This is a genomic window from Longimicrobium sp. (assembly GCA_036389135.1).
Taxonomy (GTDB): Bacteria; Gemmatimonadota; Gemmatimonadetes; order Longimicrobiales; family Longimicrobiaceae; genus Longimicrobium.
Window position 1 is genome coordinate 181,793 of record DASVQP010000001.1, and the last position, 25,428, is coordinate 207,220.

Below are 25,428 nucleotides of genomic sequence, written 5' to 3' on the forward strand. Positions count from 1 at the left end.
GGGCTCCGCGAACGAGAATACGGGGGCTCGACACAACGTACCTAGCCACACGGGACACATGCGCATTCACGCTCTTGCCCTGCTTCTGCTCGCCGTGCCGGCCGCGGCGCAGCAGCCGCGCCAGCTCACCGCCGAAGACTACGCGCGCGCCGAGCGCCGGCTCGCCGCCCACACCACGCCGCTGGTGACCGGGACGGCCGGGCCGCCCACCTGGACGGCGGACGGTCGCTTCTGGTACCGCTCCAACACGCCTGAGGGCGCGCGGTACTTCATGGTGGACCCGGCCCGCGGCACGCGCGAGCCGCTGTTCGACCCCGCGCGGCTGACGCCGGCGCTGGGGACGGCGGGGGGCGAGATCCCCGCCGGCCAGCTCCCCGTGGTGCTCGATCTAACGGAAGATGGGCGCCGCGCCACGGTGTTCGTGCGCGGGGGACGCCTCACCTGCGACCTGCAGGCGTACACCTGCGCGCGCGCCGCCGCCACGCCCGACGACGCCAGCCTGTCGCCGGACGGGCGCATGGCGGCCTTCATCCGCGACTTCAACCTGTGGGTCAAGGACCTCGCCAGCGGGCGCGAGACGCAGCTCACCACAGACGGCAGCAAGGAGTTCGGCTACGCCACCAACAACGCCGGCTGGGTGCACGGCGACGACCCGGTGCTCACCTGGTCGCCCGACTCGCGGCAGATCGCCACCTTCCAGCACGACGCGCGCGGGGTGAGCGACATGTACCTGGTGTCCACCAACGTCGGTGAGCCGCGGCTGGAGGCGTGGAAGTACCCGCTCCCGGGCGACAGCGTCATCTTCCGCATCCACCGCGTGGTGGTGAACGTGGCCGACGCCGCCCGCCCGCGCGTGGTGCGCTTCCAGATGCCGGCCGACCAGCACCGCTCCACCGTCTCCGACCACACGCAGTGCAGCGGCGGCACCGTTTGCGACCTGCAATGGTACCCGGACGGCTCCAAAGTCGCCTTCGTCAGCAGCTCGCGCGACCACAAGACGGCCTGGGTGCGCGTGGCGGACGCCCGCACGGGCGAGGTGCGCACCCTGTTCGAGGAGCGCTCGCAGACGCAGGTGGGCGACGCGTCGTTCACCGAGAACCTGTGGCGCATCGTCCCAGGGACCAACGAGCTGATCTGGTGGTCGCAGCGCGAGGGATGGACGAGGCTCTACCTGTACGACCTGAACACGGGCCGCCTCAAGAACGCCATCACCACCGGCGAGGGGAACGTGATGGACATCGTGCGCGTGGACGAGCGCGCCCGCACCATCTACTTCACCGCGCAGGGCAGGGAGGCGGGGCGCGATCCCTACTTCCAGCAGCTCTACCGCATCGGCTTCGACGGCCGCGGGCAGACGCTCCTCACCCCCGAAGACGCGCACCACACCGTCTCCATGTCAGCGGATGGGCGCTTCATCGTGGACACGTACTCCACGCCGGACACGCCCCCCGTCACCGTGGTGCGCGACATGAACGGCCGCGTGGTGCGGCAGCTCGAGCGCGCCGACGTGTCGCGCCTGGTGGCGACGGGCTGGCGGCCGCCCACGCGCATCCGCATGAAGGCGCGCGACGGCCAGACGGACATCTACGGACTGATGTTCACGCCGGCCGCCCTGGACTCGACCCGGAAGTACCCGATCGTCAACTACATCTACCCGGGCCCGCAGGTGGGGAGCGTGGGGCCGCGCAGCTTCATGCCATCCCGCAGCGACCACCAGGCACTGGCCGAGCTGGGCTTCGTGGTGGTGGCCATCGACGGGATGGGGACGCCGGGGCGTAGCAAGGCCTTCGCGGACGCCTACTACGGCCGGATGATCGACAACACCCTCCCGGACCAGATCGCGGGAATGCGCGAGCTGGCGCGGCGCTACCCCTTCATCGACATCGACCGGGCGGGGATCTGGGGCCACTCGGGCGGCGGCTACGCGACGGCTGCGGCCATGTTCCGGCACCCGGAGTTCTTCAAGGTGGGGATCTCCGAGTCCGGCAACCACGACAACCGCAACTACGAGGACGACTGGGGCGAGCGCTACCACGGCATGCTGGTGCGCACGGGCACCACGGACAACTACGCCAACGAGGCCACCCAGACGCACGCCGCCAACCTGCGTGGCAAGCTGATGCTGGCCCACGGCGGGATGGACGACAACGTGCCGCCGTACAACACGTACCTGGTGGTGGACGCGCTGGTGAAGGCCAACAAGGACTTCGACCTGGTCATCTTCCCCAACGCGCGCCACGGCTACGGCGCGGACAGCGGCTACATGATGCGCCGCCGCTGGGACTACTTCGTCCGCAACCTGATGGGCGCCGAGCCCCCGCGCGAATACCAGATCGGCCGTCTGGGCCGCTGAACACCGAAGGGATTGGGGATGAGGGATGGGGGATGGGGAACTGCAACCGCGTCCCGCTCATCCCTCATCCCTACCGTTCCGCCACTCGCGCCTCCCCGCCACCGCGGCTATCTTCGCGACACACACCGACTCCCCGCACCGACAGCTCCGGATGGACCAGCAGGCGCAGCCCCGACGCAGGAATCACCTCCCGATCACGATCGCCGTAGTGGTGGTCCTCGCCTGCGTCGCGACGCTGCCGTGGGCCTGTCGCGACCGCATCGAGCCGGAGCGTCGCTACCCCACCGCCGTGGCCGCACGCGGCGCCGCCGACGCGGGCGAGTGGGTCCCGGCCTTCCTCCCACCGACCGCCACGGACATCTACGAGCGACACGGGGTGGGCCGCCGCTTCGTCCGCTTCTCCGCCGATTCCGCCTCTCTGGAAGCGATCGCCGCCGCGATGCCGCGCATCGACACGGCGGAGGTCAAGCGCATCCCCCTGCCGACGCCGGGGTGGAGCGAATGGTGGCCGATCAGTCCCCGCACCCTGCAGAGCGGCCAAAGCAAGCAGATCCGCGTCCACCGCGTCGACGATCCCCGCGACCGGGGCTACGTCGCCATCGACCCGCGCACCCTCCGCGCGTTCTACTGGTCCGTGCCCGCGGCGCGGTAGCAAGTACGGCTGGTCTCACACAGAGCCACAGAGAAACAGAGAGAAAAGCAGAAGGTATTCTCTGTGCCTTTCAGTTTCTCTCTGCGTCTCTGTGTGAGGCTTCTGTTGCGGGCTTGCACATTCGCTCTTCACCCGAAAACCGATGCCCGTATCCGCGGAGTACCGGGAGTACGTGCTTGAGCAGCTCGGGCGCGTGGAGCCCGTGACGGCACGCAGCATGTTCGGCGGGGTAGGGGTATATTCCGGCGGACTGTTCTTTGCGCTGCTGGATGATGACTCCGTGTACCTCAAGGTGGACGACACCAACCGCGCGGACTTCGAAGCCGCCGGCATGGGCCCGTTCCGCCCGTTCGGCGACGACACGCACGTGATGCAGTACTACGAGCTTCCCGCCGAGCTGCTGGAAGAGCCGGACCGGCTCCGCCCCTGGGTACACAAGGCGCTGGACGTCGCGCGGCGAAAGCGCCGCAAGCGGTAGCCGAAACCCCCGTGAGGCCCCCTCTCATGCGTATCCCTCTCGCGCTGGCCCTGCTGGCCCTCCCCGCCGCGCTCGCCGCGCAGGCCCCCGCGCACCGTTCGCTCCCGCTGGGCGACACCTCCGTCACCATGGCGGGGGAGAAGGTGCTGCTCACCCACACCGTCGCCCGCTCGCGCGAAGGCATCGAGAGCGGCCTGGAGCGCGCCGACGGGCTGCAGGGGACCGCCCGCAGCGAGTTCGACGAGGACCTCCCGCGCCGCTACACCGTGCTCTGGACGACCCCGGACACCGCCATCGCCCTCCAGGTGCAGCGTCGCGGCACCCGGCTGCAGGTCTCGGGCGCGCGCACCGCGACGGTCCCCATCCCGCGGAACACGCGCTGGGCGATCGCGGACCAGGGGATGGACGAGCACCTGATCCCCACGCTGCGCACCATCCCGGAGGGGACGCAGGGAGTGCCCCTGGCCGTGTTCCGCCCGTACTCCGACCGCTGGGACCGTCTTACCGTCTCCGTCCTTGGCCTGGTCGGCGCCACCGTCATCCAGCTGCAGTCCGAGTCGGGGGAGATCGGGCGCTATATCGTCACCGAGACGGGCGACCTCCTCTACGGCGAAGCGCTTCAGCCGGGCACGGACACGCTCGCGTCCAGGCGCATCCCCAGCGCCGGCAGCCGGCGCGACGAGCGTCTTCAGGACCTGCTGGTGCTCGCGCGCAATCACGCGGGTACCCGCCCCACCCAGTAGCGCGCCACTACGGGACAGCCTTTCCCGCGCGCCCGCGCCTCCCGGCGGCGGGCGCGGGCGGGCGGCGCACGGATGGCGCCGCATTGGCCCGCAATTAAGGGCTTGTGGAGCGCGCGCGCAGGGGATAGTCTACCCAGTGTAACCGAATCGAAAATGGACGGACCGCGCACCGCGCGGCCGAAACGGGGGCCGGCGCTTGACCGCGCCCCCGAGGGATGCTGCGTCCCTGGACACCCTGCGCGAAGCGGCGCGGCTCTTCGTCGACTCGACCTCGCTCCGCCAGGCGGCCCGCGACATCGGGATGAGCCCCACCGGGCTGCGCGGCTTCCTGGACGGCGCGGACCCGTACGTCAAGACGGCGCGCAAGCTGGCCGAGTGGTACGTGCGCGAGGCCGGGCGCCAGCAGACCGACCTCACCTTCGAAACGGCGGCCGCCGCGCTGGACCTGCTCACCAAACACCTCCCCGTCGCCCGCCGCGACGCCGCGGCCGCGGAGCTGGTGGAGGTCCTTCATCGCCACTGCAGCCGGGGCGGGACCACGCCGCCCGAATGGCTGACGGAGCTCCGCCGGAGCTACGCGGCCGATTCCCCGTAGGAGCGCGATTCATCGCGCCCGTGCCCGCCGCCGCGCCGCCCCTTCGCACCCCCTCAAAGGGCCGCCTCCTCGTGCCCATCCCGCGCCGCCCCCTCCTGCCAGGGCCTGACCAGCTCGACGAGCGAACGCGCCTGCCCCTCCCAGTCGCCGGCGCGCCCGGCGAGCTGCGCTGCGCGGCGCAGCCACGTCTCGGCCTCCTCCTCCCTGCCGTGCGCGCGCAGGAGCCTTCCCGCGGCCCAGGCGTAGCGTCCCTGGTCCGGCCAGGCGCGCGCCGCGGCCTCTGCGAACGCGAGCCCCGCCGCCACCGCGCCGCTCTCCAGCGCCCATTCGGTCACGCACAGGCACGCCCACGCCACGCGCTCGGGCTCCGGCCCGTCCGCTTCGGCCAGCTCGCGCGCCAGCACGGCGAGGGGAAGCCGCGCCCCGGGATCCCAGCTTCCCAGGAGAAGCTCCCGCTCCCACTCCGCCATAGCGCCCGGGTCCACCCCCGCCGCTCCCTCGTCCACCCAGCGCAGGACGGCGCGCAGTCCTCGCTCGATGGCGGCGGTCGCTGCGCGGTCGGCTGGCGGAGGCTCCGCTCCGGGGCCGCCTTCGGGCGCTGGATCCATGGCGTTCACTCTGTTCAGGTGTTGTGGCTTGCGGCGCAGTTTAACGCGCCTGATGCGTGTCCGTCTACCGTGTTTTTGGAGCGCCCCACACGCGCCACCTGTCGCACCTGAAAATGGCTTGTGCCGGGCGCGCCCGCCGGATACGTTTCTGCTGTCCATTCCGTCCACCCGCACCGCGAACCGCCATGGATGAAACGCTCCCCACCAGCATCGACCGCCTGCGGGAAAGCGTCGCGATCCGGGTGCACGCGACCTCGTTGCGGGCGGTGGCGCGGCAGGTCGGGATGAGCCCCTCGGGGCTGGAGAAGTTCATCGCGGGCGGGATGCCGTACTCCAACACCCGCCGCAAGCTGGTGGAGTGGTGGTACCGCGAAGGCACCCAGTCTCATTCGGAGCTTTCCGCGGATAGCGTCGCGGTGGCCCTGGGCACCCTGGTGCGCGACCTCCCGCCGGACCGCCGCGAGCGCACCCTTCGCGAGCTGGTGGGGACGCTTCGGGAGCTGTACGAGGCGCACGGGACCCCGGTGCCGCCGTGGTTGGGGGAGAGGCCGGGGTGAACGGTGGGGGGATGGGGGATGGGGGATGGGGATGGCCCGCCGCGACAGGTGTCGAGGCGGGCTGATGTCGCGGGGGCGGGACGGGCGGCGGTGCGGGGTTGGGCACGGGCGGCCACGTGGGGCCGCCCCTACCAGGGACCGCTGTTCGCGGCAGGCGAGTGTAACGAGCCGGGGGTGAGGGCCCCGTTCTCGCGCCGGTTCGCGCCGTGTGTTACCTTTTCCGCGTCCGTGTCGAGACCCTCAGACCAGCGCACTACGATGGCCGAAGCCACCCTGCACCGCACGCCGCTGTACGCGGAGCACGTCGCCCTCAACGCCAAGATCGTCCCGTTCGCGGGGTACGAGATGCCCGTGCAGTACCCGGCCGGCATCACCGCCGAGCACCAGGCGGTCCGCAACGCCGCGGGGCTCTTCGACGTGTCGCACATGGGCGAGTTCATCGTCCGCGGAGAGCGCGCCCTGGAGTTCGTGCAGCACGTCACCACCAACGACGCGTCCAGGATCGAGGTGGGACAGGCGCAGTACTCCACCCTCTGCAACGAGAACGGCTTCCTGCTGGACGACCTCCTCGTCTACCGATTCGCCGACCGCTACATGCTGGTGGTGAACGGCTCGAACCGCGAAAAGGACTGGGCGTGGGTGTCGCGCTTCGCGGGTGACTTCGGGGTGGAGCTGGAGGACCGGAGCGACGACATCGCGCTGCTCGCGCTGCAGGGCCCGCGCGCGCAGGCGATCCTCGCGCGGCTGACGGACCACGACCTGGACTCGATCCGCTACTACCGCTTCGCCGAGGGGACGGTGGACGGTATCCCCATGATCATCTCGCGCACCGGCTACACCGGCGAGGACGGCTTCGAGTTGTACGTGGGCGCGGACGACGCGGCGGCGCTCTGGAGGCGGCTGCTGGAGGTGGGGAAGGAGGACGGCCTGCTTCCCACCGGCCTCGGGTGCCGCGACTCGCTGCGGCTGGAGATGGGGTACGCCCTCTACGGCAACGACCTGGACGAGGCGCGCACGCCGCTCGAGGCAGGGCTCGCCTGGGTCACCAAGCTGGACAAGGGCGACTTCGTCGGGCGCGACGCCCTCCGCCGCCAGAAGGAGGAGGGGGTGAAGGTGCGCCTCGCGGGCTTCAAGCTTCGCGAGCGTGGATTCCCGCGCCACGGGTACCCGGTGGAGTTCAACGGGGAGCGCACTGGAGAGGTCACCAGCGGCACGCTGAGTCCCACGCTCGGCTACGGCGTGGGGCTGGCGTACGTCCCCGTCGCGGCGGCGAAGCCGGGGTCGGAGATCGGGATCGTCATCCGCGACCGCGCGGTGCCCGCCGAGGTGGTGCGCCCCCCCTTCCATACCGGGGGGACGGTCCGCACGTGACGAACGCTCGCCACGGGTGATCCGGTGGCCGACGCGGTCCTGATCACCACCGAAGACCTGGAGCCCGCGGTCCGGCTGCGCGCCGCCTTCGAAGAGGCGGGGATGCGCACCGAGCTGCTGGCCTCCGGCGAATCGCTCGCCGACGCCGTCGGCGAGCCGGTCCTGCTCGTCATCACCGGCGGGCTGCGGGAGCGGCGTGCGCGTTCGCTGATCCAGCAGGCGCGCGGCCGTGCGCCCGTCATCGGCCTCACCGAGCCCACGGAGCCCACCGGCCGCGCCGTCTGCCGCGAGCTGGGACTGGCCGACTGCTTCCCCAAGCCGATCGACGTGGACGAGGTGGCGCTCATCGGCCGCCGCCTGATCCAGCGCGAGGAGCTGCGCGAGATCATCGGCATCGTGGGCGAGACGGAGGAGATGGAGGAGGTGCTGGAGCGCATCGTCCAGATCGCCCCCGTCAACTCCACCGTGTTGATCCTCGGAGAGAGCGGGACGGGTAAGGAGCTGGTCGCCCGCGGCATCCACGCGCTCTCTCCGCGCAGGCACCGGCCGTTCATCGCCGTCAACGTCGCCGCGCTCACCGAGACGCTGCTGGAGAGCGAGCTCTTCGGCCACGAAAAGGGCGCGTTCACCGGTGCGGCGGCGCTACGCAAGGGGCTGTTCGAGCTGGCCAACGGCGGCACCATCTTCCTGGACGAAATGGGGGAGATGCCGCAGGCGACGCAGACCAAGCTCCTGCGCGTCCTCGAAGAGCGCGAGTTCAGGCGCGTCGGCGGCGAGGAGTCGATCCGGGTGGATGTGCGGGTGGTGGCCGCAACGAATCGCGACCTTCGCGAGCAGGTGGCGCTGGGCGAGTTCCGGCGCGACCTGTACCACCGGCTGAACGTCCTGCGCATCGACCTTCCGCCGCTGCGCCAGCGCCGCGCGGACATCCCGCGCCTCATCGACCGCTTCATCCGCGAGTTCAGCGCGCAGCACGACCGTCCCTTCGTGGGGATCGATCCGGAGGCGCTGCGCGTGCTGGTGGAGTACGACTGGCCCGGGAACGTGCGCGAGCTGCGCAACTTGGTGGAGAGCATGGTGGTGCTCGCCCCCGGCCGGGTGATCCGCCCCGAGGACATCCCTCCCGAGGTGCGCCACAAGCGCACGGGCTCCCTCCTCCCGGTGCTGGCGCCGCGCCCGGTGTCGCAGGAGCGCGGGAGGAGCGACGACCGCGGCGGGCCCTCGCCGGAGCTGGAGTTCGTGCTGCGCACGCTGTACGATCTGCGCATGAACCTGGAGGACCTGCGGCGCGACGTGGAGGAGATCCGCAAGCGCGACCAGCCCGCCATCGCCCTCCCCGCGGCGACGGGGTACTCGCCGTACGGGCAGCCGGTGATCCCCCTGGGCGCCCCCATCGCGCCGCCCGAGCCCATTCCGCACGAAGAGGAGGGCGTCGTCGTCTTCCGCCGCGGGATGACGCTGGCGGACATGGAGCGCGAAGCCATCGCCGTAGCCCTGCGCGAAGCCCGCGGCAACCGCCGCCGCGCCGCGGAGAGGCTCGGCATGGGCGAGCGCACGCTGTATCGGAAGCTGAAGGAGTACGAGATGGAGCCGGGGGAAAGTGCGTGAGTGCGTTAGTGCGTGAGTGCGGTGCGGTGTCGCGGGAGCCGCCCCGCACTGGTCACCAGAAAAAGCATCACACAGAGAACACGAAGGGAACTGCAAGCCACAGAGAACCTCTCCTGCCGTTCTTTCTGTACCCTCTGTGTCTCTGTGTGAAACTGCCGTTCGTCTTCTCCGCACACGCACTCACGCACTCACGCACTCTCTTCCGTTGACTGCCCCGTTTCCAATCTTCGCCGCAACCGCGCCCGGGCTTGAGCCGCTGGCGGCGGCGGAGCTGCGCGCGCTGGGCATACAGGCGGCGCCCGAGCAGGGGGGCGTCGCGTGGGAGGGGAGCGCGGAGGAGCTGTACACGGCCAACCTCTGGCTGCGCACCGCCAGCCGTGTCACCGTCGGAGCGGCGGAGTTCCGGGCGCGCACCTTTTTCGAGCTGGAACGGCACGCGCGCAAGATCCCGTGGGAGCGGTGGGTGGCGAAGGGGCGCGCGGTGCGGCTGCGCGTCACGTCGCGCAAATCCAAGCTCTATCACGAGGGCGCCATCGCGGAGCGGGTGCTGGACGCCATCGAGCGGCGCGTCGGTGGACTGGGTGGCGCGGAGGTGGCACGCGACGACGAGGGCGACGAGGATGCGGGTGACGCGCAGCTCTTCGTAGTGCGCTTCGTGCGCGACGGGTGCATCGTGCGGGCGGATGCGTCCGGCGCGCTGCTGCACCTGCGCGGCTACCGGCGGGCCGTCGCCCGGGCGCCGCTCCGAGAGACGCTCGCCGCCGCCGCGCTCCTTGGAAGCCGCTGGCCCGGCGATGCCCCGCTCCTCGACCCCATGTGCGGCTCGGGCACCATCGCCATCGAAGGCGCGCTGATGGCCCGCAACATCGCGCCGGGGCTGGCGGGCGCGGACCGGGAGCCGCGCCGCTTCGCCTTCCGAGAGTGGCCGGACGCGGACGAGGTGGCGTGGCGGCGCGTGGTGGAGCGCGCCCAATCCGCCATCCGCCCATCCGCCCCCGCTCCCATCCAGGGCTCCGACCGCGACGCCGGCGCCATCGAAGCCGCCACCGCCAACGCCGAGCGCGCCGGCGTCCTCGCCGACGTGGAGCTCGCGGTCGCCCCGGTCTCTGCCATCGACCCTCCCGCGGGCCCTGGCTGGATCGTCACTAACCCGCCCTACGGCGTTCGCGTCGGCGAGACGGAGGCGCTGCGCAACCTGTACGCGGCACTGGGCCACGCCGCCCGCCAGCGCGCCCCCGGCTGGACGATGGCCCTCCTCTCCGCCGAACCCCGCCTCGACGCGCAGGTCGGCGTCCCCTTTGAGAACGCCCTGCAGACGCGCAACGGCGGCATCCCCGTGCACCTGGCGGTGGGCAGGGTGGGCGAGGGGTGAGGCGAGTGAACTCGCGGCAACAACGGCACCAAGTCCGCCTGCGCGGACTCACGCACAGGACGGCGCGTGTCCCCCGCCCCGCCACTTCCTGAGGGAGCCGCTTCGCCAACGCCATGAGCGCTAGAAAGCCTGGCGGCGACCGAAGGAAACGGGCCCTGCCGGTCCGAGCCGAGCCATCCAATGTTCGATGCCGCTGTTTGGTGATCGGAGCCAAACGGCTTGGACCGGCTCCCGAACACGGGAGGGGACAGCGCCCACAGGGAGAGCCCGTCTCCTTCGCTCCGCGCCAGAGGCTGGTTGGGCGCCTGGGGCGGTGAGGCGCTTCGCTCAAGAAGTGCGGTTCGACGCCGGACCCACGCGCAAACTTTTCCCAACCACGCACGCCCGGCACGCCTCCACACGCCTCCACACGCCTCCCGCCGCCCCGCCCGCGTCGTAAGCGGATGCCGCGCCGCCACATGAGACAAAGCACGGCCGGCGGCACACGGCTGGCATCGTGCGGAGGGGTCCGGGGCGGAAGCCTCCGTCCCGGCGCCTCCCGAAATTGCTTGCGGGGGGAGCGGGGGCGGGTTACTCTGTACCCGTCCACAAACATCGCACGTCCAGCCGCACCCCGGCGCCCGGCCCCAAGCCGCGGCGCGCTCGTCGCGTCCCGGCAGACCCCGCGAAGCACCGCTCGCCCCGCCCGTCCCCCCGAGGTCCCGTGAGATCGTCACTCGTCGCCGCCATCGCCGGCCTGGCCGCAGCAGCGCCCCTGGCCGCACAGCAGCAGCAGCCCGCGCAGCAGGACCGGGTGCACGTCGTTCGCCAGGGAGACACCCTGTGGGAGCTGGCGCGCACCTACATGAGCGACCCGTTCATGTGGCCGGAGATCTTCCGGCTCAACACGGACGTGGTGCAGGACCCCGCGAGGATCTATCCTTCCGAGCGGCTCGTCCTTCCCGGCGGCGCGCGCGAGGGGGCGGCCCCCAGTGGACCCCGCGACGGGCGCACGGTGTTCTACCGGGACGAGGATGCGGAGGACCGCGCCATCGTGGGCGCCTCCACCGCGCCGTACCCCGTGGTGACGCCGGGCGACTTCTACCGCGCGTCGTTCGTGGCGCCGGACGCCGAGGTGCGGCCCGTGGGCCGGCTGGCGGAGGTGCTCTCGCCCACCGAGGTGGCGCTGGACCGGCTTCCGGGAATCCAACCGTACGACCGGGTGTACGTAGCGATGGCGGCGGGGAGCGGCACGCAGGTGGGCGACCGCTTCCACTTCGTCCGCCCCGCGCGCGACCTGCGCCCCGCCGGCCGCGTGTGGGAGTCCACGGGCATCGCCACGGTGGCCGCCGTGGAGGACGGTGTGGCGACGGCGGTGGTGATCCGCATGTTCGGCGAGGTTCGCCCGGGCGATTTGGCGCTTCCCGCTGCGCGCTTCTCGGTCCCGGCGGGTGTGCGGCCGGTGGCGTCGACGGGGCTGCAGGGGCGGCTCCTGGGGCTGGAGACGGAGCACCCCATCGTGTCCACGCAGGAGTACGCCTTCCTGGACGTGGGCCGTCAGGCCGGGGTGCGCGAGGGCGACGAGTTCGAGGTCTACCTTCCGCGCGAGGCGCGCAGTTGGGGAAGCCGCCCCGAGATCCGCGTGGGGCGCATGCAGGTGGTGAAGGTGATGGATCGCACCGCGACGGTGAGGATCACCTCGATCGAGCAGCCGGCGATGCGGCCGGGGCTCCCGGTGCGCAGGGTGGCACGGATGCCGTGATGCAGGCCGGGGGTCCCGGCCTGCCCCGCGGTTCCGGCGCCCTTCCCCCAAAGGAAGGGCGCCCGCACTTTGTAGGGATATGATGACCGACGTCCTGCACCTGGCAGCCGTGGCGCTGTACGCGCTCGCCGCGGCGCTGCTGGGGATCTCCTTCGCGCGTACCGACCGGCGCCTCCCCGCCGTCGCCACCACCACCCTCGGGCTGGCGGTGGCGGCGCACGGGGCGGCGCTGGCCTCGTACATCCGCCAGTTCGGCGAGCCGCCGCTGGTGGGCCTCGCGCCGTCGCTCTCGGTGCTCGGCTTCCTGATCGCGCTGGGCTCGCTGGGCGTGGCGACGCTGGGGCGCACTGGGCCGCTGGGGCTGGTGCTGGTGCCCGTGGCCGCCGCCGTCGCCGCGGCCGCGCAGGCCGCCGGCGTGCGCCCGGATGGCGAGGCGATGCTCTTCCGCGGCCCCTGGTTCGTGCTGCACGTGGTGCTGGCGATGCTGGGCTACGCCGCGCTCGCCGTCTCGTTCGCCGCCGGGCTGATGTACCTCCTGCAGTTCCGGGAGTTGAAGGGGCGTCGCTTCGGGGCCATCTTCCGCTTCTTTCCGCCGCTGGAGACGCTGGACCGCATCGGGCGCCTGGCGCTGATGGCCGGCCTCCCGCTCCTTTCCGCCGCGCTGCTGGTGGGATGGGCCTGGACGGAGCGCTTTCAGCACCCGATGGCCATCGGAAACCCCAAGATCGTCTTGGGGGTAATCAGCTGGCTGGTGTTCGTGGTGGCGCTCGCGGTGCGCGCCGGCGGGAGCCGCCAGGCGCGGCGCGGGGCGCTGGTGTCGGTGGTCGGATTCGCGGTGGTGGTGATCTCGTACGTGGTGCTGCGGGTGGGGGCTTCCACGCACACGGGCGGGTTCCTGTGATCCGGCGGTTGAAACCGCTGCAACAAGAGCGGGAAGTCCGCCTTCGCGGACTGGTGTCTCGGCTGCAACCTGCGAAGGCAGGTTTCCCGCGGTCGTCGCTGCGGTTTCAACCGCCGGAATGGGGGTCCGCGTGAGCGCGCGGCTTCCGCTGCTGGTGGATGCGGCGCGGCTGCGGGTGCTGGTGGTGGGCGGCGGGGCGGTGGCGCTGCGCAAGGTCCGCGGCGTGGTGGAGGCCGGGGGACGGCCGGAGATCGTGTCGCCGGTGCTGTGCGGGGAGTTGGGCGAGATCGTGGAGCGTGAGGGGCTCGCGTGGCGGGAGCGCAGGTGGGAGGTGGGGGATGCGCGCGGCTTCCACCTGGTGTTCGCGGCGACGGACCGGGCGGAGGTGAACGCCCAGGTTGCGCGCGAAGCCGAGGCAGGTGGGGCGCTGGTGAGCGTGGCGGACGACGGGGCGGGGTCGCTCTTTCATCTGCCTGCCGTCATCCGCAGGGAGGGCGTGACGGTGGCGTTCTCCACCGGGGGCGCGGCGCCGCTGCTGGCCAGGCGGCTGCGCGAGCGGCTGGAGGCGGTGGTCACGCCGGGGCTGGGGCGCGCCGCGGCAAGACTCGCCGCCCTGCGCGGCGAGGTGCAGGCCCGCTGGGCCGGGGACGAGGGGCGCCGCCGGGCGCTCTGGTTCGACCTTATCACTCCGGAATTCGTGGACGACGCGGTCGCGGGCCGGGACGAAGACGTGGAGCGGCGGATCGGCCGATGCCTCTCGCAGTCGTAGGAGTCAGCCACCGCACGGCGCCGATCGAGCTCCGGGAACGGTTCGCCTTCGGGCGGGCCGAGCTTCCCGGCGCCCTGATCTCGCTGGTGGAGGAGACCGGCGCGGAGACGGTGGTGCTCTCCACCTGCAACCGCACCGAGGTGTACCTGGCCGCTCCCGAGGGGGTGGACGGCACCGAGGCCGCGCGCGCCGTGCTCGCTGGACGCGTAGGGATGTCCGCGGAGGGTGCCGCGCGCCACCTCTACCTGCACCGCGACCGCGGCGCCGCCGAGCACCTCTTCCGCGTCTCATCCGGCCTCGACTCCATGATCCTGGGCGAGCCGCAGATCCAGGGGCAGGTGCGCGACGCCTACGCCGTGGCCCGCGAGACCGCCGCCGAGGAGGGGCCCGTGGTCGGCCCCGCCCTCAACCGCCTCTTCCAGACCGCCCTCAACGTCGGCGGCAGGGTGCGCAGCGAGACGGGGCTGGGGATCGGCGCCGCGTCCGTGTCGTCCGCGGCGGTGGACCTGGCGAAGAAGATCTTTGGGTCGCTCAAGGGCCGGCGTGCTCTCGTGCTGGGGGCGGGCGAGATGAGCGAGACGACGCTGGAGTGCCTGCGGGGCGAGGGGGTTCGCACCGCCATCGTCGCAAACCGCACCTGGGATCGGGCGCGCGAGCTGGCGGAGCGCTGGGGCGGCGAGGCGGTGCGCTGGGAGCAGTTCGGCGACGCGCTCGCCGGGGTGGACATCGTCATCTGCTCCACCGCGGCGCCGCACCCCGTGCTCACGCGCGAGCGGCTGCGCGCGGCGCTGCCGAACGGGGCGAAGCGGCCGCTCTGCATCATCGACATCGCACTGCCGCGCGACGTGGAGCCGGCGGTGGGCGGCGAGCCGAACGTCTTCCTCTACGACATCGACGACCTGCAGGCCATCGTCAGCGGCAACCTGGACCGCCGCCGCGCGGAGCTTCCCGCGGCGGAGGGGATCGTGGGGGCCGGGGTGGATGAGTTCTGGAGCTGGTACTCGTCGCTGGCCGTGGTCCCCACCATCCGCGCGCTGCGCGACCACGGCGAGCGCGTGCGGCAGGCGGAGGTGGAGCGCGCGCTCCGCTCGCTGCAGCACCTGTCGCCCGGCGACCAGCAGGCGATCGACGCGCTGACCCGCTCGCTCCTCAACAAGCTGCTCCACGCGCCCACCGTGCGCCTGCGCCAGGCCGCCGGCAACGGGCGCGGCACCGGCGTGCTGGACACCGTGCGCTACCTGTTCGAGCTGGAGCCCGACGGCTCCCCCCAAGACCAGACCCCACCGGAATGATCATCCAGACGCATCAAGGCGAGTTCTCCACTGCGTGGGAGATGGTGGCGAAGGGTACCGCCTCCACGAAGATCATCATGGCCGTGCTGGCCATCCTCTCGCTCGCCTCCTGGGCCGTGATCGTGTGGAAGATCCTCCAGTTCCGCCGGCTGCGGGGCGAGAGCGACACCTTCATGCGCCGCGTGGGCGGGGCGCAGACCACGGACGACGCCTACCACGCGGTCACGCTGATGGATGCGTCGCCCTTCACGCGGCTCTTCCAGCGCGGGCTGGGTTTCTTTCGCGAGATGCGGCCCGGCGCCGCGCGCGCCAACAGCGAGGTGCGCGGCCTGTCGCCCGCGCAGCTGGAGGTGCTGCGCATCGTGCTCGAAAAGGAGGAGGGGGAGGAGCGCGACGACGCGGCGCGCGGGGTGGGGTGGCTCGCCATCATCGCCTCCGTCTCGCCGCTGCTGGGACTCCTGGGCACGGTGCTCGGGGTGATGACGTCGTTCATCGGCGTGGCGCAGGCGGGGTCCAGCAGCATCGACGCCGTCGCCCCGGGTGTGGCCGAGGCGCTCCTCACCACCGCGGGGGGGCTGGTGGTGGCGATCCCGGCGGCGATGGCGTACAACTACCTGACCGGCAAGCTGAACGACTTCATGGGCGAGCTGGAGGGGATCAGCAGCGAGCTGATCGCCACGCTGGCGCGCGAAGGGCGCATCTAGTGCCGCGCCGGCGCGGAAGGGGCCGCGGCCAGGACCTTGGCTTCAGCGCCGAGATCAACGTCACCTCGCTGGTGGACGTGGTGCTGACGCTGCTCGTGATCTTCATCATCACCGCGCCGATGATGCAGGGCGGCGTGGAGGTGAGCATCCCGCGCGCGCAGACGCAGTCCGTCGCCTCGCCGGAGGGGGTGGTGGTGACGATCGACAGGACGGGCGCCATCTTCGTGGGGCAGGCGGCGGTGCGGTGGGACGAGTTCACCACCCAGTTCCCGCTGCTGGTGAAGGAGCGCGGAGCGGACAACGTGTACCTGCGCGCGGACGAGGCGGTGCCGTACGGGCGCGTGGTGCAGGTGCTGGGCGCCATGAAGTCCGCCAACGTCGCCACCGTGGGGCTGATCGCCGAGCCCGAGCGGCCGGCGGGGGGGCGGTAGCGCGATGTGGGGACGGCGGCAGCGTGCACGCGGGCGCCCCGGCGCGGCGCTCGTCGCCTCGGTGGCGCTGCACGTGGCGATCGTGGGGATCGCCGCGCTGGCCGCCGCAGCGGGGCCGCCGCCCGTCAAAAAGGTGGTGGTGTACAGCGTCGGCATCGTCTCGCCCCCGCCCTCCGCGCTGGGCGAGCCGCCCGCGGAGGAGCCCGCGCCCAACGAGGGCGGCCCCGCTCCGGCCGGCGAGCCCAACCCCGCTCCCCCCGCTCCCGAGCCCGCGCCAGCTCCCGCGCCGAAGGCCGCGCCACCCGTTCCCAAGCCGGTCCCGCCGACGCCACCCATGCGCGAGCCTGCGCCAAAGGCGGCGGAGCCCGCGCCGAAGGCACCCGCGCCGAAAGCCACTCCGCCGCGCCGCGAGCCCGCGCCGAAAGCGGCCGAGCCCGCACGGAAGGCGCCCGCCCGGCCCGCGGCCACGCCCGCCCGCCCGACGCCTGCGCGCCCCAACGCAACTCCGCGCCCGGGAGCCGCGTCCAACACGGAGGCGGCGAAGTCTGGCGCGCGCACCACGACGCCCGCGGCGGGCGGCACGAGGACCGGAGCCGGAAGCGGGCCGCCCAGCGCGGGGACGGGCACGCGCGGCGCCGCCACCGGGCGCAATCCGCAGGCGAGCTCGCCCGGCGGCGAGGGGCTGAACATCCGCACGGCGGGCATCCGCTGCCCGTCGCCCGAGTACTGCAACAACATCCCGCGCCAGGTGAGGCGCTTCTTCCGCCGCCCCGAGGGTAACACCGGCGCCGCGGACGTGTGCTTCACCGTGTTCCGCGACGGGACGGTGGACGACGTGCACGTGGAGCGGCAGCGCGGCGGCGGGATCGCCTTCCGCATGGCGCTGATCGAGTCCGTGGAGCAGGCCGCCCTCCGCAAGGCATTCGGGCCCATCCCCGCCGAGTTCAACCGCGAGTCGCTCCCGCTCTGCGTGGAGATGGCTCCCAACGCCCAGTGATCGCGTGATCCGCATCCGCCACATCGCACTTCCCGCCCTCGCCCTGGCGCTCGCGGCCCCGGCCGTGGCCCAGGACACCACCACCGTCGTGCGGCTGCGCGCCACCTACGAGGTCGGCAACCTGTCCGGCTTCGTCGTGCTCCCCTTCGGCGGCGGCGGCGACCTGGCCGATGCCGCCAGCGAGTCCGCGGAGATCGTGCGGCGCGACCTGGACTTCAGCGACCAGTTCAAGCTGGCGGCGGCCACGGGCGCCCGCGCGGGCGACCCGGTGAACGTCGCCCTCTGGCGCGAGCGCGGCGCGGACTGGGTGCTCAGCGGCACGCTGGCCCCCAGCGCCGGGGGGAGCACGCTGCGGCTCACGCTGCACGACGCCGTCTACGGGCAGACCAAGGGGGAGGGGAGCTTCGACCTCCCGCCCGCCGGCGACCGCCGCTTCCGCATGGCCGTGCACGCCGCCGCCGACGCCGTCGTGCGCTGGGCCACCGGCGAGCCGGGGATCGCGGCGACGCGCATCGCCTTCGTGACGCAGGGGCGCGGCTCCAAGGAGATCTACCTGGTGGACTCGGACGGCGAGAACGTCACGCGGCTGACCTCGGACGGCTCGCTGGCCCTCTCGCCCGCGTGGTCGCCGGACGGCGGGCGGATCGCCTACACCTCGTACCGCGGCGGGATGCCGGCGCTGTACGAGCGCAACCTGGCCAGCGGCGCGGACCGTGTCCTCTCCAGCCGCGAGGGGCTCAACATCACCCCGTCGTACGCACCGGACGGGCGCACCGTCGCCTTCGCGGCCACGGCGGGCGGGAACACGGAGATCGCCACCGTCGGCGCGTCCGGCTTCCGCCAGCAGACCACGGGGCGCCGCTCGGACTCGCTCTCCCCCTCGTTCTCGCCGGACGGCGCGCGCATCGCCTTCGTCAGCGACCGGCTGGGCGAGCCGCAGATCTACGTGATGAGCGCGAATGGCGGGGAGGCGCGGCTGGTCTCCGACTACACGTACGGCAACCGCGGCTACAGCACCTCGCCGGACTGGGCGCCGGTCGGCAACCGCATCGCCTTCCACACGCGCGTCGGCGGCGTGCACCAGATCGCCATGGTCGAAGCCGACGGCAACCGCCCGCGACTCCTGACCAGCGGCGGCCGCAACGAGGACCCGAGCTGGGCCCCCGACGGACGCCACCTCGTCTTCTCCTCCCCGGACCGCGACGGCGGCGGGCTCTTTGTGCTCGACACCAAGACGGGGCGCGTGCGGAAGCTCCTCGCCGGGCGCGGGCACGGCCTGCCGGACTGGTCGCCGGTGCTGATGCGCGCGGATGGTCGATGAGCGGCGGATCGCAGCACGAACCGGTGGTGCGGAGGAATGAACTGGCAAGATCACTCGCCCGGAGCTTCGCCGTCGGAATTAGCGTCACCGTCGGTTTTACCATCCTTGGGTACTTCGCGGGTATACCGGAACCGCTTCACGTGCCGGTAGCCGTGTCGGCGGGGTTCGCGATCATGGCGGGCGGAATTCATCCAGCCGGTACACCCAACCGGTGGCGCAGGAACCTTGTTGCCTGGAGCGTGCCGTTCGCGTTCATGCTGCTCGGATCGCTGTTCATGAACTGGTGGAGGGGAGTGTGATCCGGCGCTCCGGCCTCGCTGTCGAGCCCGTCACACCCGGCACCGGCCCCGCTTGGAGCGCGCGCCTGCTCTGGGGCGCGTACGGACTCCTGGCCGGCTTCGCGACGGGGACACTCTTCTCGCTCGCGCTGCTGAGCGTGGCGGGGCCGCTGGCCGCGCAGTTCGTCTTCCGCCTCTGCGCCTACGGCTTCATCCTCGCCGGGCTGGACTACGGCGGCGAGCGGCCGCGGTGGCGGCAGGCGCTGCTGCGTGGGTTTGGGCTCGCCGCCGCCATCGCGATCCTGCGCATCGTCTTCGCCATCCTCTAGCGCCGGAAGGCGCATCGCCCCAACGTATCCTTTCGCGCGGCCCACGCGGCCACGACGCGTACCTACCGGACAGGAGATCCCGCCGATGAAGCTCCGCCACCTCGCCACCCTCGCCCTCATCCCGCTGGCGATGGGCGCCTGCCGCAAGCGCCCGCCGGCCGCCGCGCCGGGCACGGACAGCACGACGGCCGGGAGCACCACCGGCGCCGGGGCGCGCGCGGACTCCATCCGGCTGGAGGAGGAGGCGCGGCAGCGCGCGGAGGCGAACCGTGCCGAGGCGGACCGCGTGGAGCGCGATCGGCGCGAGCGCGAGTCGGCGCTGGCGCCCGTGCGCGAGGCGCTCACCGAGATCATCTTCTTCGAGTACGACAGCGACGAGATCCGCGGCGAGGCGGAGGCGAAGCTCCGCGCCAAGGCGGACATCCTGCGCGCAAACCCCAGCATCCGCCTGCGCATCGAGGGGCACGCGGACCAGCGCGGCTCCACGGAGTACAACCTGGCGCTGGGCCAGCGCCGCGCGGAGGCGGTGAGGGCGTGGCTGGGCGCGTACGGCATCGACGCGTCGCGCTTCACCACGCTGTCGTACGGCAAGGAGCGCCCGCTGGACGAGGGGCCGGACGAGGGCGCGCTGGCGCGAAACCGCCGGGCCGAGTTCGCCATCGTGGGCGGGCAGCTGAGCACCGCGCCCGGAGGCGGACGATGAGGCGCGCGGCGCTCGTGCTGCTGGCCGTACCGCTCCTGGGAGGGTGCCTGGCCACGCAGCGCGACATCCAGGACCTGCGCGCGCAGATGCAGCGGGACCAGGCCAGCCAGGAGCAGCTCCTGCGCGACGTGCTGCGCCGAAACCAGGCGCTGCTGGACTCGCTGACGGACCAGAACGTGCGCCTGCGCGGCGACGTCTCCACGCGCCTCGTCGCGATCGAGCGGCAGCTCGTGCAGATCCAGGAGCTGACGGGGCAGGGTCAGCAGCAGCTCAGCCAGCTCCGCCAGCAGATCGCCACGCGCGAGGAGGAAGCGCGCCGCGCCCGCGATGCCGCCGCCGAAGCCGCCCGCAACGCCCCACCCCCGGCTGCTACCATCGACCCCGCCGACGACGCGCCGGCGGGCGGCGGGGGCGACGCGACCGCCCAGGAGATGTACGATGCCGCGCTCGGCGCCCTGCGCCGCGGATCGGTGAACGCGGCGCGCGCCGGCTTCGAGGAGTTCCTGCGCGCCGCCCCCGGCCATCCGCGCGCCGCCGACGCGCAGTTCAACATCGGCGAGGCGTACGCGGGCGGAAGGAATCTGGAGCGTGCCATCGAGGCGTACGGACGGGTGGTGGACACCTACCCCACCTCGCCGCGCGCTCCGGCGGCGCTGCTGCGCATCGGGCGGATCGAGGCGGGGCGGGGGAACCGCACGCAGGCGCGCGCCCGCTTCAACCGCATCATCGCCGACTACCCCCGCAGCCCCGAAGCCGCCGACGCGCGCCGGGAGCTGGCGGCGCCCCCGCGCTCCTGACGGGAAGCCGGTGCGCTGCCCCTTTTGCCATCACGGCGACGACCGCGTGGTCGACTCGCGCACCAGCCGCGAGGGACGCGCCGTGCGCCGCCGCCGCGAGTGCCTGCGGTGCAGCCGGCGCTTCACCACGTACGAGTACATCGAAGAGCGCCCGCTGACGGTGCACAAGCGCGACGGCGAGAGCGAGCCGTACGACCGCCGCAAGCTGCTGCTCAGCATCCAGATCGCGTGCGCCAAGCGGCCCATCACGCCGGCCGAGATCGACACGCTGGTGGAGGCGATCGAGCGGGAGCTGGATCACCGCGAGGAGGCGGAGGTCACTTCGGAGGAGCTGGGGAAGATGGTGATGGACCGGCTCCGCTCGCGCGACCACGTGGCGTACGTGCGCTTCGCGTCGGTGTACCGAAACTTCCAGGATCCCGAGGAGTTCTACCGCGAGCTCCGCGACCTGGCCGACCGCGAAGTACAGACGGAGGTCCGCCGCCACCAGCGCGAGCTGCCCCTTCAGCCCGAAGAGGAAACCGAACCGGCCGACGCGGGGTAAACGCATGCGCGGCATCGGGTGAGGACGGGGCGGGGGCGCGTGCGCGTCCTCGCTCCGCGTTTTCGGGCGGGTTTCTACGGCAGGGCCTCGCGCGGAGGCGCTCGGCCCTTGCCGCCGAGTCCGCGAAGGCGGACTTCGTTTGGATCCGGCGGCGAATTCATTCGATTCTGGACCGGGACGCCGGGGTCGAGGAAGGCAGAGGGTGGGCGTGATGAATCACGCCCCTACGGCGTGGTTGGCGGGGCGGGTCCGCGCGGGCGGACGTCGTGGCGCACATAAACGGAGCACGGATGCTCAAGCGGAAGAACCCGAGCGGCGACGAGATGCCGTTCCTGGACCACCTGGAGGAGCTGCGCTGGAGGCTGCTGTGGAGCCTCCTCGCCGTCGTGGTGGGGGCGGGAGTCGGGTTCCTGCTGGTGATGAAGCTGAACGTGCTCGGCATCCTCATCGACCCGATCGAGCCCTTCCTGCACGGCAGCCGGCTCAAGTACCTGAGCCCCACCGACCCGTTCTTCATCACGGTGAAGCTGGCGATCGTGGTGGGGCTCCTACTCGCCTCGCCCGTGCTGATCTACCAGGTGTGGGCGTTCTTTGGGCCGGCGCTCCTCCCGCACGAGAAGCGGGTGATCGTGCCGTCGCTGTACATGGGGCTCGTGCTCTTTGGGCTGGGCGTGTGGTCGGCGTACAAGATCGTGCTGCCGATGACGCTCAAGTTCACCATGGGCTTCCAGACCGAGGCGCTGGAGCAGGCCATCACCATCGGGCCGTACCTGGACGTGGTCACGCGCGTGCTGCTGGCGTTCGGGACGGTGTTCGAGCTTCCCGTGGTGATCCTGATCCTCTCCGCGCTCGGGCTGGTGACGCCGGAGTTCCTGGCCTCCAAGCGGAAGCACGCCATCCTCATCATCACCGTCGTGGCGTCGCTGCTCACTCCGGGCGACGTGATCACGCTGACGCTGATGATGATGGTGCCGCTCGTCTTCCTCTACGAGTTCAGCATCGTGCTCTCGCGCATGGTGACGCGGCGCCGGGCGGCCGCGACGGCCGCGAGCGCGTGAAGAATCGGTGAGGGCGGGGCGCGGACGGGTTCCGCTCCGCGCCCGGCACAGCCACCTTTCAGGCCGTACCCCTTTCGCAGCGAACGCGTGAATCATAGAGCAGTTTTTCTAGCCTGTGCCGCCGCGGCGGCACTTTCCATCCCCGCCCTGCAGGCCGCCCGCGGTCCCGGTGCCCAAGGGTGGGCCCTGGCGCGCCCGGCGTGGGAGGAGCTCGACACCCTCCCCACCGGCCTGGTGCGGCGCGACACCACGCCGCCCGCGCGCCCCGTGCGCGGCGACAGCGCCCGGCGCGACACCGCACGCCGCGACAGCTCCGCGCGCGCGCTGCCGGCCGACACGCTGGTGGACCGCCTGCTGAAGCTGAGCGGCTACGTCCCGGTGGAGTACGCGGGCGACAGCGCGCAGTTCGACGGCACCGAGCGCATCCTGCGCCTGCGCGGCGACCCGCAGGTGACGCGCGAGGGGACGACGCTGGTGGCGCGAGACTCCCTGGTGTACCAGGAGCGCACCGACTTCGTGGCCGCGTACGGCACCCCGCGCGTCTCCGGCGAGGGAGAGCCGATCTCCGGCGAGACCATGTACTACGACCTCGCCAACAAGCGCTCCTCCGTGCGCGGCGCGCAGACCAAGATCACCGACAACGCCACCTGGCTGGTGCGCGGCGACGTGACCGCGGAGGACCAGGGGCGGCGGATCTACGCGCGCGGCAGCGAGTTCACCTCGGACGACCGGCCGGAGCCGGCGTACCACTTCAAGGCGGACCGGATCATGGTGATCCGCAACCGCATCCTGGTGGGGCGCCCCGCGTACCTGTACTTCCGCAACGTGCCGGTGATGGCGCTCCCCTTCATCGTGCAGGACCTGGAGAAGGGGCGGCGCAGCGGATTCCTGGTGCCGCAGTTCGAGCTGAACGACATCTTCCGCACCCACTCTCCCGGCCGCAACGACCGGGGCACGGGGCGTGAGATCAGCAACGTGGGCTACTACTGGGCGATCAACCCCTACATGGGCGCGTCGCTGGCCACGGGGTGGCGGAGCGGGACGTACACGCAGCTCGCCGCCAACCTGGACTACCGCGTGCGGCGGCGGTTCCTGGACGGACGCGTGGGGCTGACGCGCTACGCCCTCAACGAGGGAACGGCCACGTACACGCTCAACGGCAGCACGAGCTGGCGTCCCAACGAGCGCACCTCGCTGAACGCCTCGCTGGACTACGCGCAGAGCAGCAGCTTCGAGCGCAACCGCACGGTGGACCCGCTCCGCCAGACGCAGGACCTCAACTCCAGCCTGGCCGTCACGCGCGAGCTGGACTGGGGCAACTTCAACATGACGGTGGGGCACCGGCAATCGCTGGCCAACGACGACGAGACACTGACCCCCAGTCTGGGCCTGACGATCGAGCCGTTCACCTTTTTCCCGGCGGCATCGGCGGACCAGCGGCGCTGGTACAACGACGCGACGCTCACCCTGGGCGTGAACGCGCAGGGGAGCTCCTTCGATCCGGGCGATCCCCTCCAGCGGCGCCCGAACTCGGACCAGTACAACCTCTCGTCCAGCCCCAACCTGCAGTTCGGCGACCTGGCGATCAGCACCGCGGTGCAGTACCAGTTCGACCGCCTGGACCAGCAGTCGGCGCTCGACACGGTGGGGCTCGGCGTGGACCGGCCGATCCCCGGCGGGCTGGCTCCGCTGGGCGGGCGCACGCGGGAGACGATGGCGATCAGCGCGAGCACGGGGTACCAGATCTCGCTGATCGGCTCCACGCGTCTGACGCCCAGCATCTCGCTGCAGCGCAACTACATCCGCGCCGACACCATCCTCGCGCCCGGCGACACGATCGGCGGGGCGGAGCTGGCGGACACCCTGAGCGACGTGTACGGGACGATGGTGGCCGGCCCGGCGCGCATCAACTTCGGGGCGGGGCTGAGCACGGACCTGTACGGCTTCTTCCCGGGGGTGGCGGGGTACTCGGCGTTCCGGCACCACCTCACGCCCTCGGTGTCGTACACCTACTCCCCGGCGGCGGGCGGCGAGCAGAGCCGGGTGCAGCGGATGCTCTTCGGGCAGCAGGTGGGGCAGACGGTCAACCAGATCACCGTCGGGCTGAACCAGACCTTCGAGGGGAAGATCCGCCAGCCGCGCCCGGTGCGCGGCGACTCGATGGCGGATTCCGCGCGGTCCGCGGGGAACGCGGCGACGCCGCAGGATGCGCAAAAGGTCACGCTCCTCTCCATCAACACCTCGGCGATCGGCTACTCGTTCGTGCAGCGGGACTCGCTGATCCCACGCTTCGAGACGGACGCCATCACCAACAGCGTGCGCTCGGACCTGCTGGGGGGGCTGACCTTCACCACCTCGCACGACCTGTTCGCGGACCAGCAGCGGGGCGGACGGCTGCGGCGCGGCGCGTTCAGCCCGTACCTGACGTCGCTGAACACCTCGTTCTCGCTGGGAGCCAACTCGGCGCTCTTCCGCCGGCTGGGCTTCGGCGGGCGGCCGGAGCAGGAGCGCGGTCCGGGGGAGCAGCGCGGGCGCACGGCGGATACGGCGGGCGCGCAGCCGGCCCGGCCGCCGGGCGGCGCCACCTTTACGGGGAACAACCAGCAGGCCGGCCGCGGCCCCTGGAACCTGAACCTGACCTACTCGCTGGCCCGCACCCGCCGCGCCACCGGCGACGTGCAGCCCGGCCGCTTCGAGCGCGGCGACCAGACGGTGCGCGGGGACCTGAGCTTTTACCCCACGCGCAACTGGGCGGTGAGCTGGGGCACGCAGTACTCGCTCACCTCCGGCGAGTTCGACGCGCACTCGCTGCACTTCAAGCGCGACCTGTACCGGTGGGAGGCGAACTTCGACTTCTTCCGGGCGCCGAACGGGAACACGTCGTTCGCGATGCGCGTGCACCTCATCGACCTGCCGGACCTCAAGGCGGACTACAACGAGCGGAACCTCGGCATCGACCGGCCTGACGAGTCCCGCACGAACCCGCGGGCGAATCTGAACCGGGCGAGTCCCTAACGAACCATCACACAGAGGACACAGAGGGAACTGCGAAGGCACAGAGGGGCCCTCCTTTGTTCTCGCTGTACCCTCTGTGTCTCTGTGGTGCGCCGTGCAAAGGCGGCGTGTTCTTGCGGGTGAAAGTCCCGCCGGAGGAGTTGACGGTACACCTCCGTAGCTACGGGCGGGTGGCGACCGGCGACGGGAGACACCGAGCCGTCCGGACAAC

Annotated in this window: 25 protein-coding genes; 24 read left to right on the top strand and 1 reads right to left on the bottom strand. The window is 72.0% G+C overall.

The features are described 5' to 3' along the window. The first annotated feature begins 58 nt into the window (after window positions 1-58). From VF584_00725 to VF584_00745, 5 genes are all read left to right on the top strand, one after another. Window positions 59-2,353, top strand: a complete 2,295-nt coding sequence (locus tag VF584_00725) for a DPP IV N-terminal domain-containing protein (GenBank protein ID HEX8208677.1) — start codon at window positions 59-61, stop codon at window positions 2,351-2,353. Between the two features lie 151 nt (window positions 2,354-2,504). Continuing rightward, on the top strand, window positions 2,505-3,005 hold the full coding sequence (locus VF584_00730) for a hypothetical protein (GenBank protein ID HEX8208678.1): 501 nt from the start codon (window positions 2,505-2,507) through the stop codon (window positions 3,003-3,005). A 142-nt stretch (window positions 3,006-3,147) separates the two neighbouring features. After that, on the top strand, window positions 3,148-3,483 hold the full coding sequence (locus tag VF584_00735; GenBank protein HEX8208679.1) for a TfoX/Sxy family protein: 336 nt from the start codon (window positions 3,148-3,150) through the stop codon (window positions 3,481-3,483). Window positions 3,484-3,509: 26 nt separating this feature from the next. After that, window positions 3,510-4,226 (top strand): hypothetical protein, encoded by a 717-nt coding sequence (locus VF584_00740; GenBank protein HEX8208680.1) that lies wholly within the window; start codon window positions 3,510-3,512, stop codon window positions 4,224-4,226. Between the two features lie 196 nt (window positions 4,227-4,422). Then, complete coding sequence (locus VF584_00745; protein ID HEX8208681.1) at window positions 4,423-4,821, top strand: hypothetical protein; 399 nt, start codon at window positions 4,423-4,425, stop codon at window positions 4,819-4,821. 53 nt (window positions 4,822-4,874) lie between these two features. On the opposite strand, the gene VF584_00750 is transcribed toward VF584_00745, so the two are convergent. Beyond that, complete coding sequence (locus tag VF584_00750; protein HEX8208682.1) at window positions 4,875-5,429, bottom strand: hypothetical protein; 555 nt, start codon at window positions 5,427-5,429, stop codon at window positions 4,875-4,877. 185 nt (window positions 5,430-5,614) lie between these two features. Here VF584_00750 and VF584_00755 point away from each other — a divergent pair, with 185 nt between their 5' ends. The 19 genes from VF584_00755 to VF584_00845 all read left to right on the top strand — a co-directional run bounded on the left by VF584_00755 (window position 5,615) and on the right by VF584_00845 (window position 25,217). Then, a complete protein-coding gene (locus tag VF584_00755) occupies window positions 5,615-5,986 on the top strand; it encodes a hypothetical protein (protein HEX8208683.1) in 372 nt (123 codons plus the stop codon). 258 nt (window positions 5,987-6,244) lie between these two features. Continuing rightward, window positions 6,245-7,357: a glycine cleavage system aminomethyltransferase GcvT gene (gene gcvT / locus VF584_00760; protein ID HEX8208684.1), complete on the top strand. Its 1,113-nt coding sequence runs from the start codon at window positions 6,245-6,247 to the stop codon at window positions 7,355-7,357. 24 nt (window positions 7,358-7,381) lie between these two features. After that, window positions 7,382-8,965 carry a sigma-54 dependent transcriptional regulator gene (locus VF584_00765; protein ID HEX8208685.1) on the top strand — a complete coding sequence of 528 codons (1,584 nt, stop codon included), beginning with the start codon at window positions 7,382-7,384 and terminating at the stop codon, window positions 8,963-8,965. 205 nt (window positions 8,966-9,170) lie between these two features. After that, window positions 9,171-10,337: a THUMP domain-containing protein gene (locus VF584_00770; GenBank protein ID HEX8208686.1), complete on the top strand. Its 1,167-nt coding sequence runs from the start codon at window positions 9,171-9,173 to the stop codon at window positions 10,335-10,337. Between the two features lie 703 nt (window positions 10,338-11,040). Next, window positions 11,041-12,078: a LysM peptidoglycan-binding domain-containing protein gene (locus VF584_00775; GenBank protein HEX8208687.1), complete on the top strand. Its 1,038-nt coding sequence runs from the start codon at window positions 11,041-11,043 to the stop codon at window positions 12,076-12,078. Window positions 12,079-12,160: 82 nt separating this feature from the next. Beyond that, window positions 12,161-12,979, top strand: a complete 819-nt coding sequence (gene ccsA / locus VF584_00780) for a cytochrome c biogenesis protein CcsA (protein ID HEX8208688.1) — start codon at window positions 12,161-12,163, stop codon at window positions 12,977-12,979. A gap of 130 nt (window positions 12,980-13,109) precedes the next feature. Beyond that, window positions 13,110-13,748 (top strand): bifunctional precorrin-2 dehydrogenase/sirohydrochlorin ferrochelatase, encoded by a 639-nt coding sequence (locus VF584_00785; protein HEX8208689.1) that lies wholly within the window; start codon window positions 13,110-13,112, stop codon window positions 13,746-13,748. Beyond that, window positions 13,730-15,040: a glutamyl-tRNA reductase gene (gene hemA / locus VF584_00790; protein ID HEX8208690.1), complete on the top strand. Its 1,311-nt coding sequence runs from the start codon at window positions 13,730-13,732 to the stop codon at window positions 15,038-15,040. Before VF584_00785 ends, hemA begins: the two co-directional genes overlap by 19 nt. Next, window positions 15,037-15,744, top strand: a complete 708-nt coding sequence (locus VF584_00795) for a MotA/TolQ/ExbB proton channel family protein (protein ID HEX8208691.1) — start codon at window positions 15,037-15,039, stop codon at window positions 15,742-15,744. The genes hemA and VF584_00795 overlap by 4 nt, the downstream gene beginning before the upstream one ends. Then, window positions 15,744-16,175, top strand: a complete 432-nt coding sequence (locus VF584_00800; GenBank protein ID HEX8208692.1) for a biopolymer transporter ExbD — start codon at window positions 15,744-15,746, stop codon at window positions 16,173-16,175. Before VF584_00795 ends, VF584_00800 begins: the two co-directional genes overlap by 1 nt. A 4-nt stretch (window positions 16,176-16,179) precedes the next feature. Further along, complete coding sequence (locus VF584_00805) at window positions 16,180-17,172, top strand: hypothetical protein (protein ID HEX8208693.1); 993 nt, start codon at window positions 16,180-16,182, stop codon at window positions 17,170-17,172. A 4-nt stretch (window positions 17,173-17,176) separates the two neighbouring features. Beyond that, complete coding sequence (locus VF584_00810; protein HEX8208694.1) at window positions 17,177-18,493, top strand: hypothetical protein; 1,317 nt, start codon at window positions 17,177-17,179, stop codon at window positions 18,491-18,493. Continuing rightward, the gene (locus VF584_00815) at window positions 18,490-18,792 is read left to right on the top strand and encodes a hypothetical protein (GenBank protein ID HEX8208695.1); all 303 of its coding nucleotides are present in this window, start codon (window positions 18,490-18,492) and stop codon (window positions 18,790-18,792) included. Before VF584_00810 ends, VF584_00815 begins: the two co-directional genes overlap by 4 nt. After that, window positions 18,789-19,100 carry a hypothetical protein gene (locus VF584_00820; GenBank protein HEX8208696.1) on the top strand — a complete coding sequence of 104 codons (312 nt, stop codon included), beginning with the start codon at window positions 18,789-18,791 and terminating at the stop codon, window positions 19,098-19,100. The genes VF584_00815 and VF584_00820 overlap by 4 nt, the downstream gene beginning before the upstream one ends. A gap of 85 nt (window positions 19,101-19,185) precedes the next feature. After that, window positions 19,186-19,803: an OmpA family protein gene (locus VF584_00825; protein HEX8208697.1), complete on the top strand. Its 618-nt coding sequence runs from the start codon at window positions 19,186-19,188 to the stop codon at window positions 19,801-19,803. Next, window positions 19,800-20,600, top strand: a complete 801-nt coding sequence (gene ybgF, locus VF584_00830; GenBank protein ID HEX8208698.1) for a tol-pal system protein YbgF — start codon at window positions 19,800-19,802, stop codon at window positions 20,598-20,600. Before VF584_00825 ends, ybgF begins: the two co-directional genes overlap by 4 nt. 10 nt (window positions 20,601-20,610) lie before the next feature. Continuing rightward, a complete protein-coding gene (nrdR, locus tag VF584_00835; GenBank protein HEX8208699.1) occupies window positions 20,611-21,144 on the top strand; it encodes a transcriptional regulator NrdR in 534 nt (177 codons plus the stop codon). 290 nt (window positions 21,145-21,434) lie between these two features. After that, window positions 21,435-22,202: a twin-arginine translocase subunit TatC gene (tatC, locus tag VF584_00840; protein HEX8208700.1), complete on the top strand. Its 768-nt coding sequence runs from the start codon at window positions 21,435-21,437 to the stop codon at window positions 22,200-22,202. A gap of 87 nt (window positions 22,203-22,289) precedes the next feature. Further along, a complete protein-coding gene (locus VF584_00845; protein HEX8208701.1) occupies window positions 22,290-25,217 on the top strand; it encodes a putative LPS assembly protein LptD in 2,928 nt (975 codons plus the stop codon). Window positions 25,218-25,428: the final 211 nt, after the last annotated feature.

Excerpts from the sequence above, each read along its gene's own strand:
- VF584_00725 (HEX8208677.1), top strand. The coding sequence starts at position 59 with ATGCGCATTCACGCTCTTGCCCTGCTTCTGCTCGCCGTGCCGGCCGCG.
- VF584_00730 (HEX8208678.1), top strand. The coding sequence starts at position 2,505 with ATGGACCAGCAGGCGCAGCCCCGACGCAGGAATCACCTCCCGATCACG.
- VF584_00735 (HEX8208679.1), top strand. The coding sequence starts at position 3,148 with ATGCCCGTATCCGCGGAGTACCGGGAGTACGTGCTTGAGCAGCTCGGG.
- VF584_00740 (HEX8208680.1), top strand. The coding sequence starts at position 3,510 with ATGCGTATCCCTCTCGCGCTGGCCCTGCTGGCCCTCCCCGCCGCGCTC.
- VF584_00750 (HEX8208682.1), bottom strand. The coding sequence starts at position 5,429 with ATGGATCCAGCGCCCGAAGGCGGCCCCGGAGCGGAGCCTCCGCCAGCC.
- VF584_00755 (HEX8208683.1), top strand. The coding sequence starts at position 5,615 with ATGGATGAAACGCTCCCCACCAGCATCGACCGCCTGCGGGAAAGCGTC.
- gcvT (HEX8208684.1), top strand. The coding sequence starts at position 6,245 with ATGGCCGAAGCCACCCTGCACCGCACGCCGCTGTACGCGGAGCACGTC.
- ccsA (HEX8208688.1), top strand. The coding sequence starts at position 12,161 with ATGACCGACGTCCTGCACCTGGCAGCCGTGGCGCTGTACGCGCTCGCC.
- hemA (HEX8208690.1), top strand. The coding sequence starts at position 13,730 with ATGCCTCTCGCAGTCGTAGGAGTCAGCCACCGCACGGCGCCGATCGAG.
- VF584_00795 (HEX8208691.1), top strand. The coding sequence starts at position 15,037 with ATGATCATCCAGACGCATCAAGGCGAGTTCTCCACTGCGTGGGAGATG.
- VF584_00805 (HEX8208693.1), top strand. The coding sequence starts at position 16,180 with ATGTGGGGACGGCGGCAGCGTGCACGCGGGCGCCCCGGCGCGGCGCTC.
- VF584_00815 (HEX8208695.1), top strand. The coding sequence starts at position 18,490 with ATGAGCGGCGGATCGCAGCACGAACCGGTGGTGCGGAGGAATGAACTG.
- VF584_00825 (HEX8208697.1), top strand. The coding sequence starts at position 19,186 with ATGAAGCTCCGCCACCTCGCCACCCTCGCCCTCATCCCGCTGGCGATG.
- ybgF (HEX8208698.1), top strand. The coding sequence starts at position 19,800 with ATGAGGCGCGCGGCGCTCGTGCTGCTGGCCGTACCGCTCCTGGGAGGG.
- tatC (HEX8208700.1), top strand. The coding sequence starts at position 21,435 with ATGCTCAAGCGGAAGAACCCGAGCGGCGACGAGATGCCGTTCCTGGAC.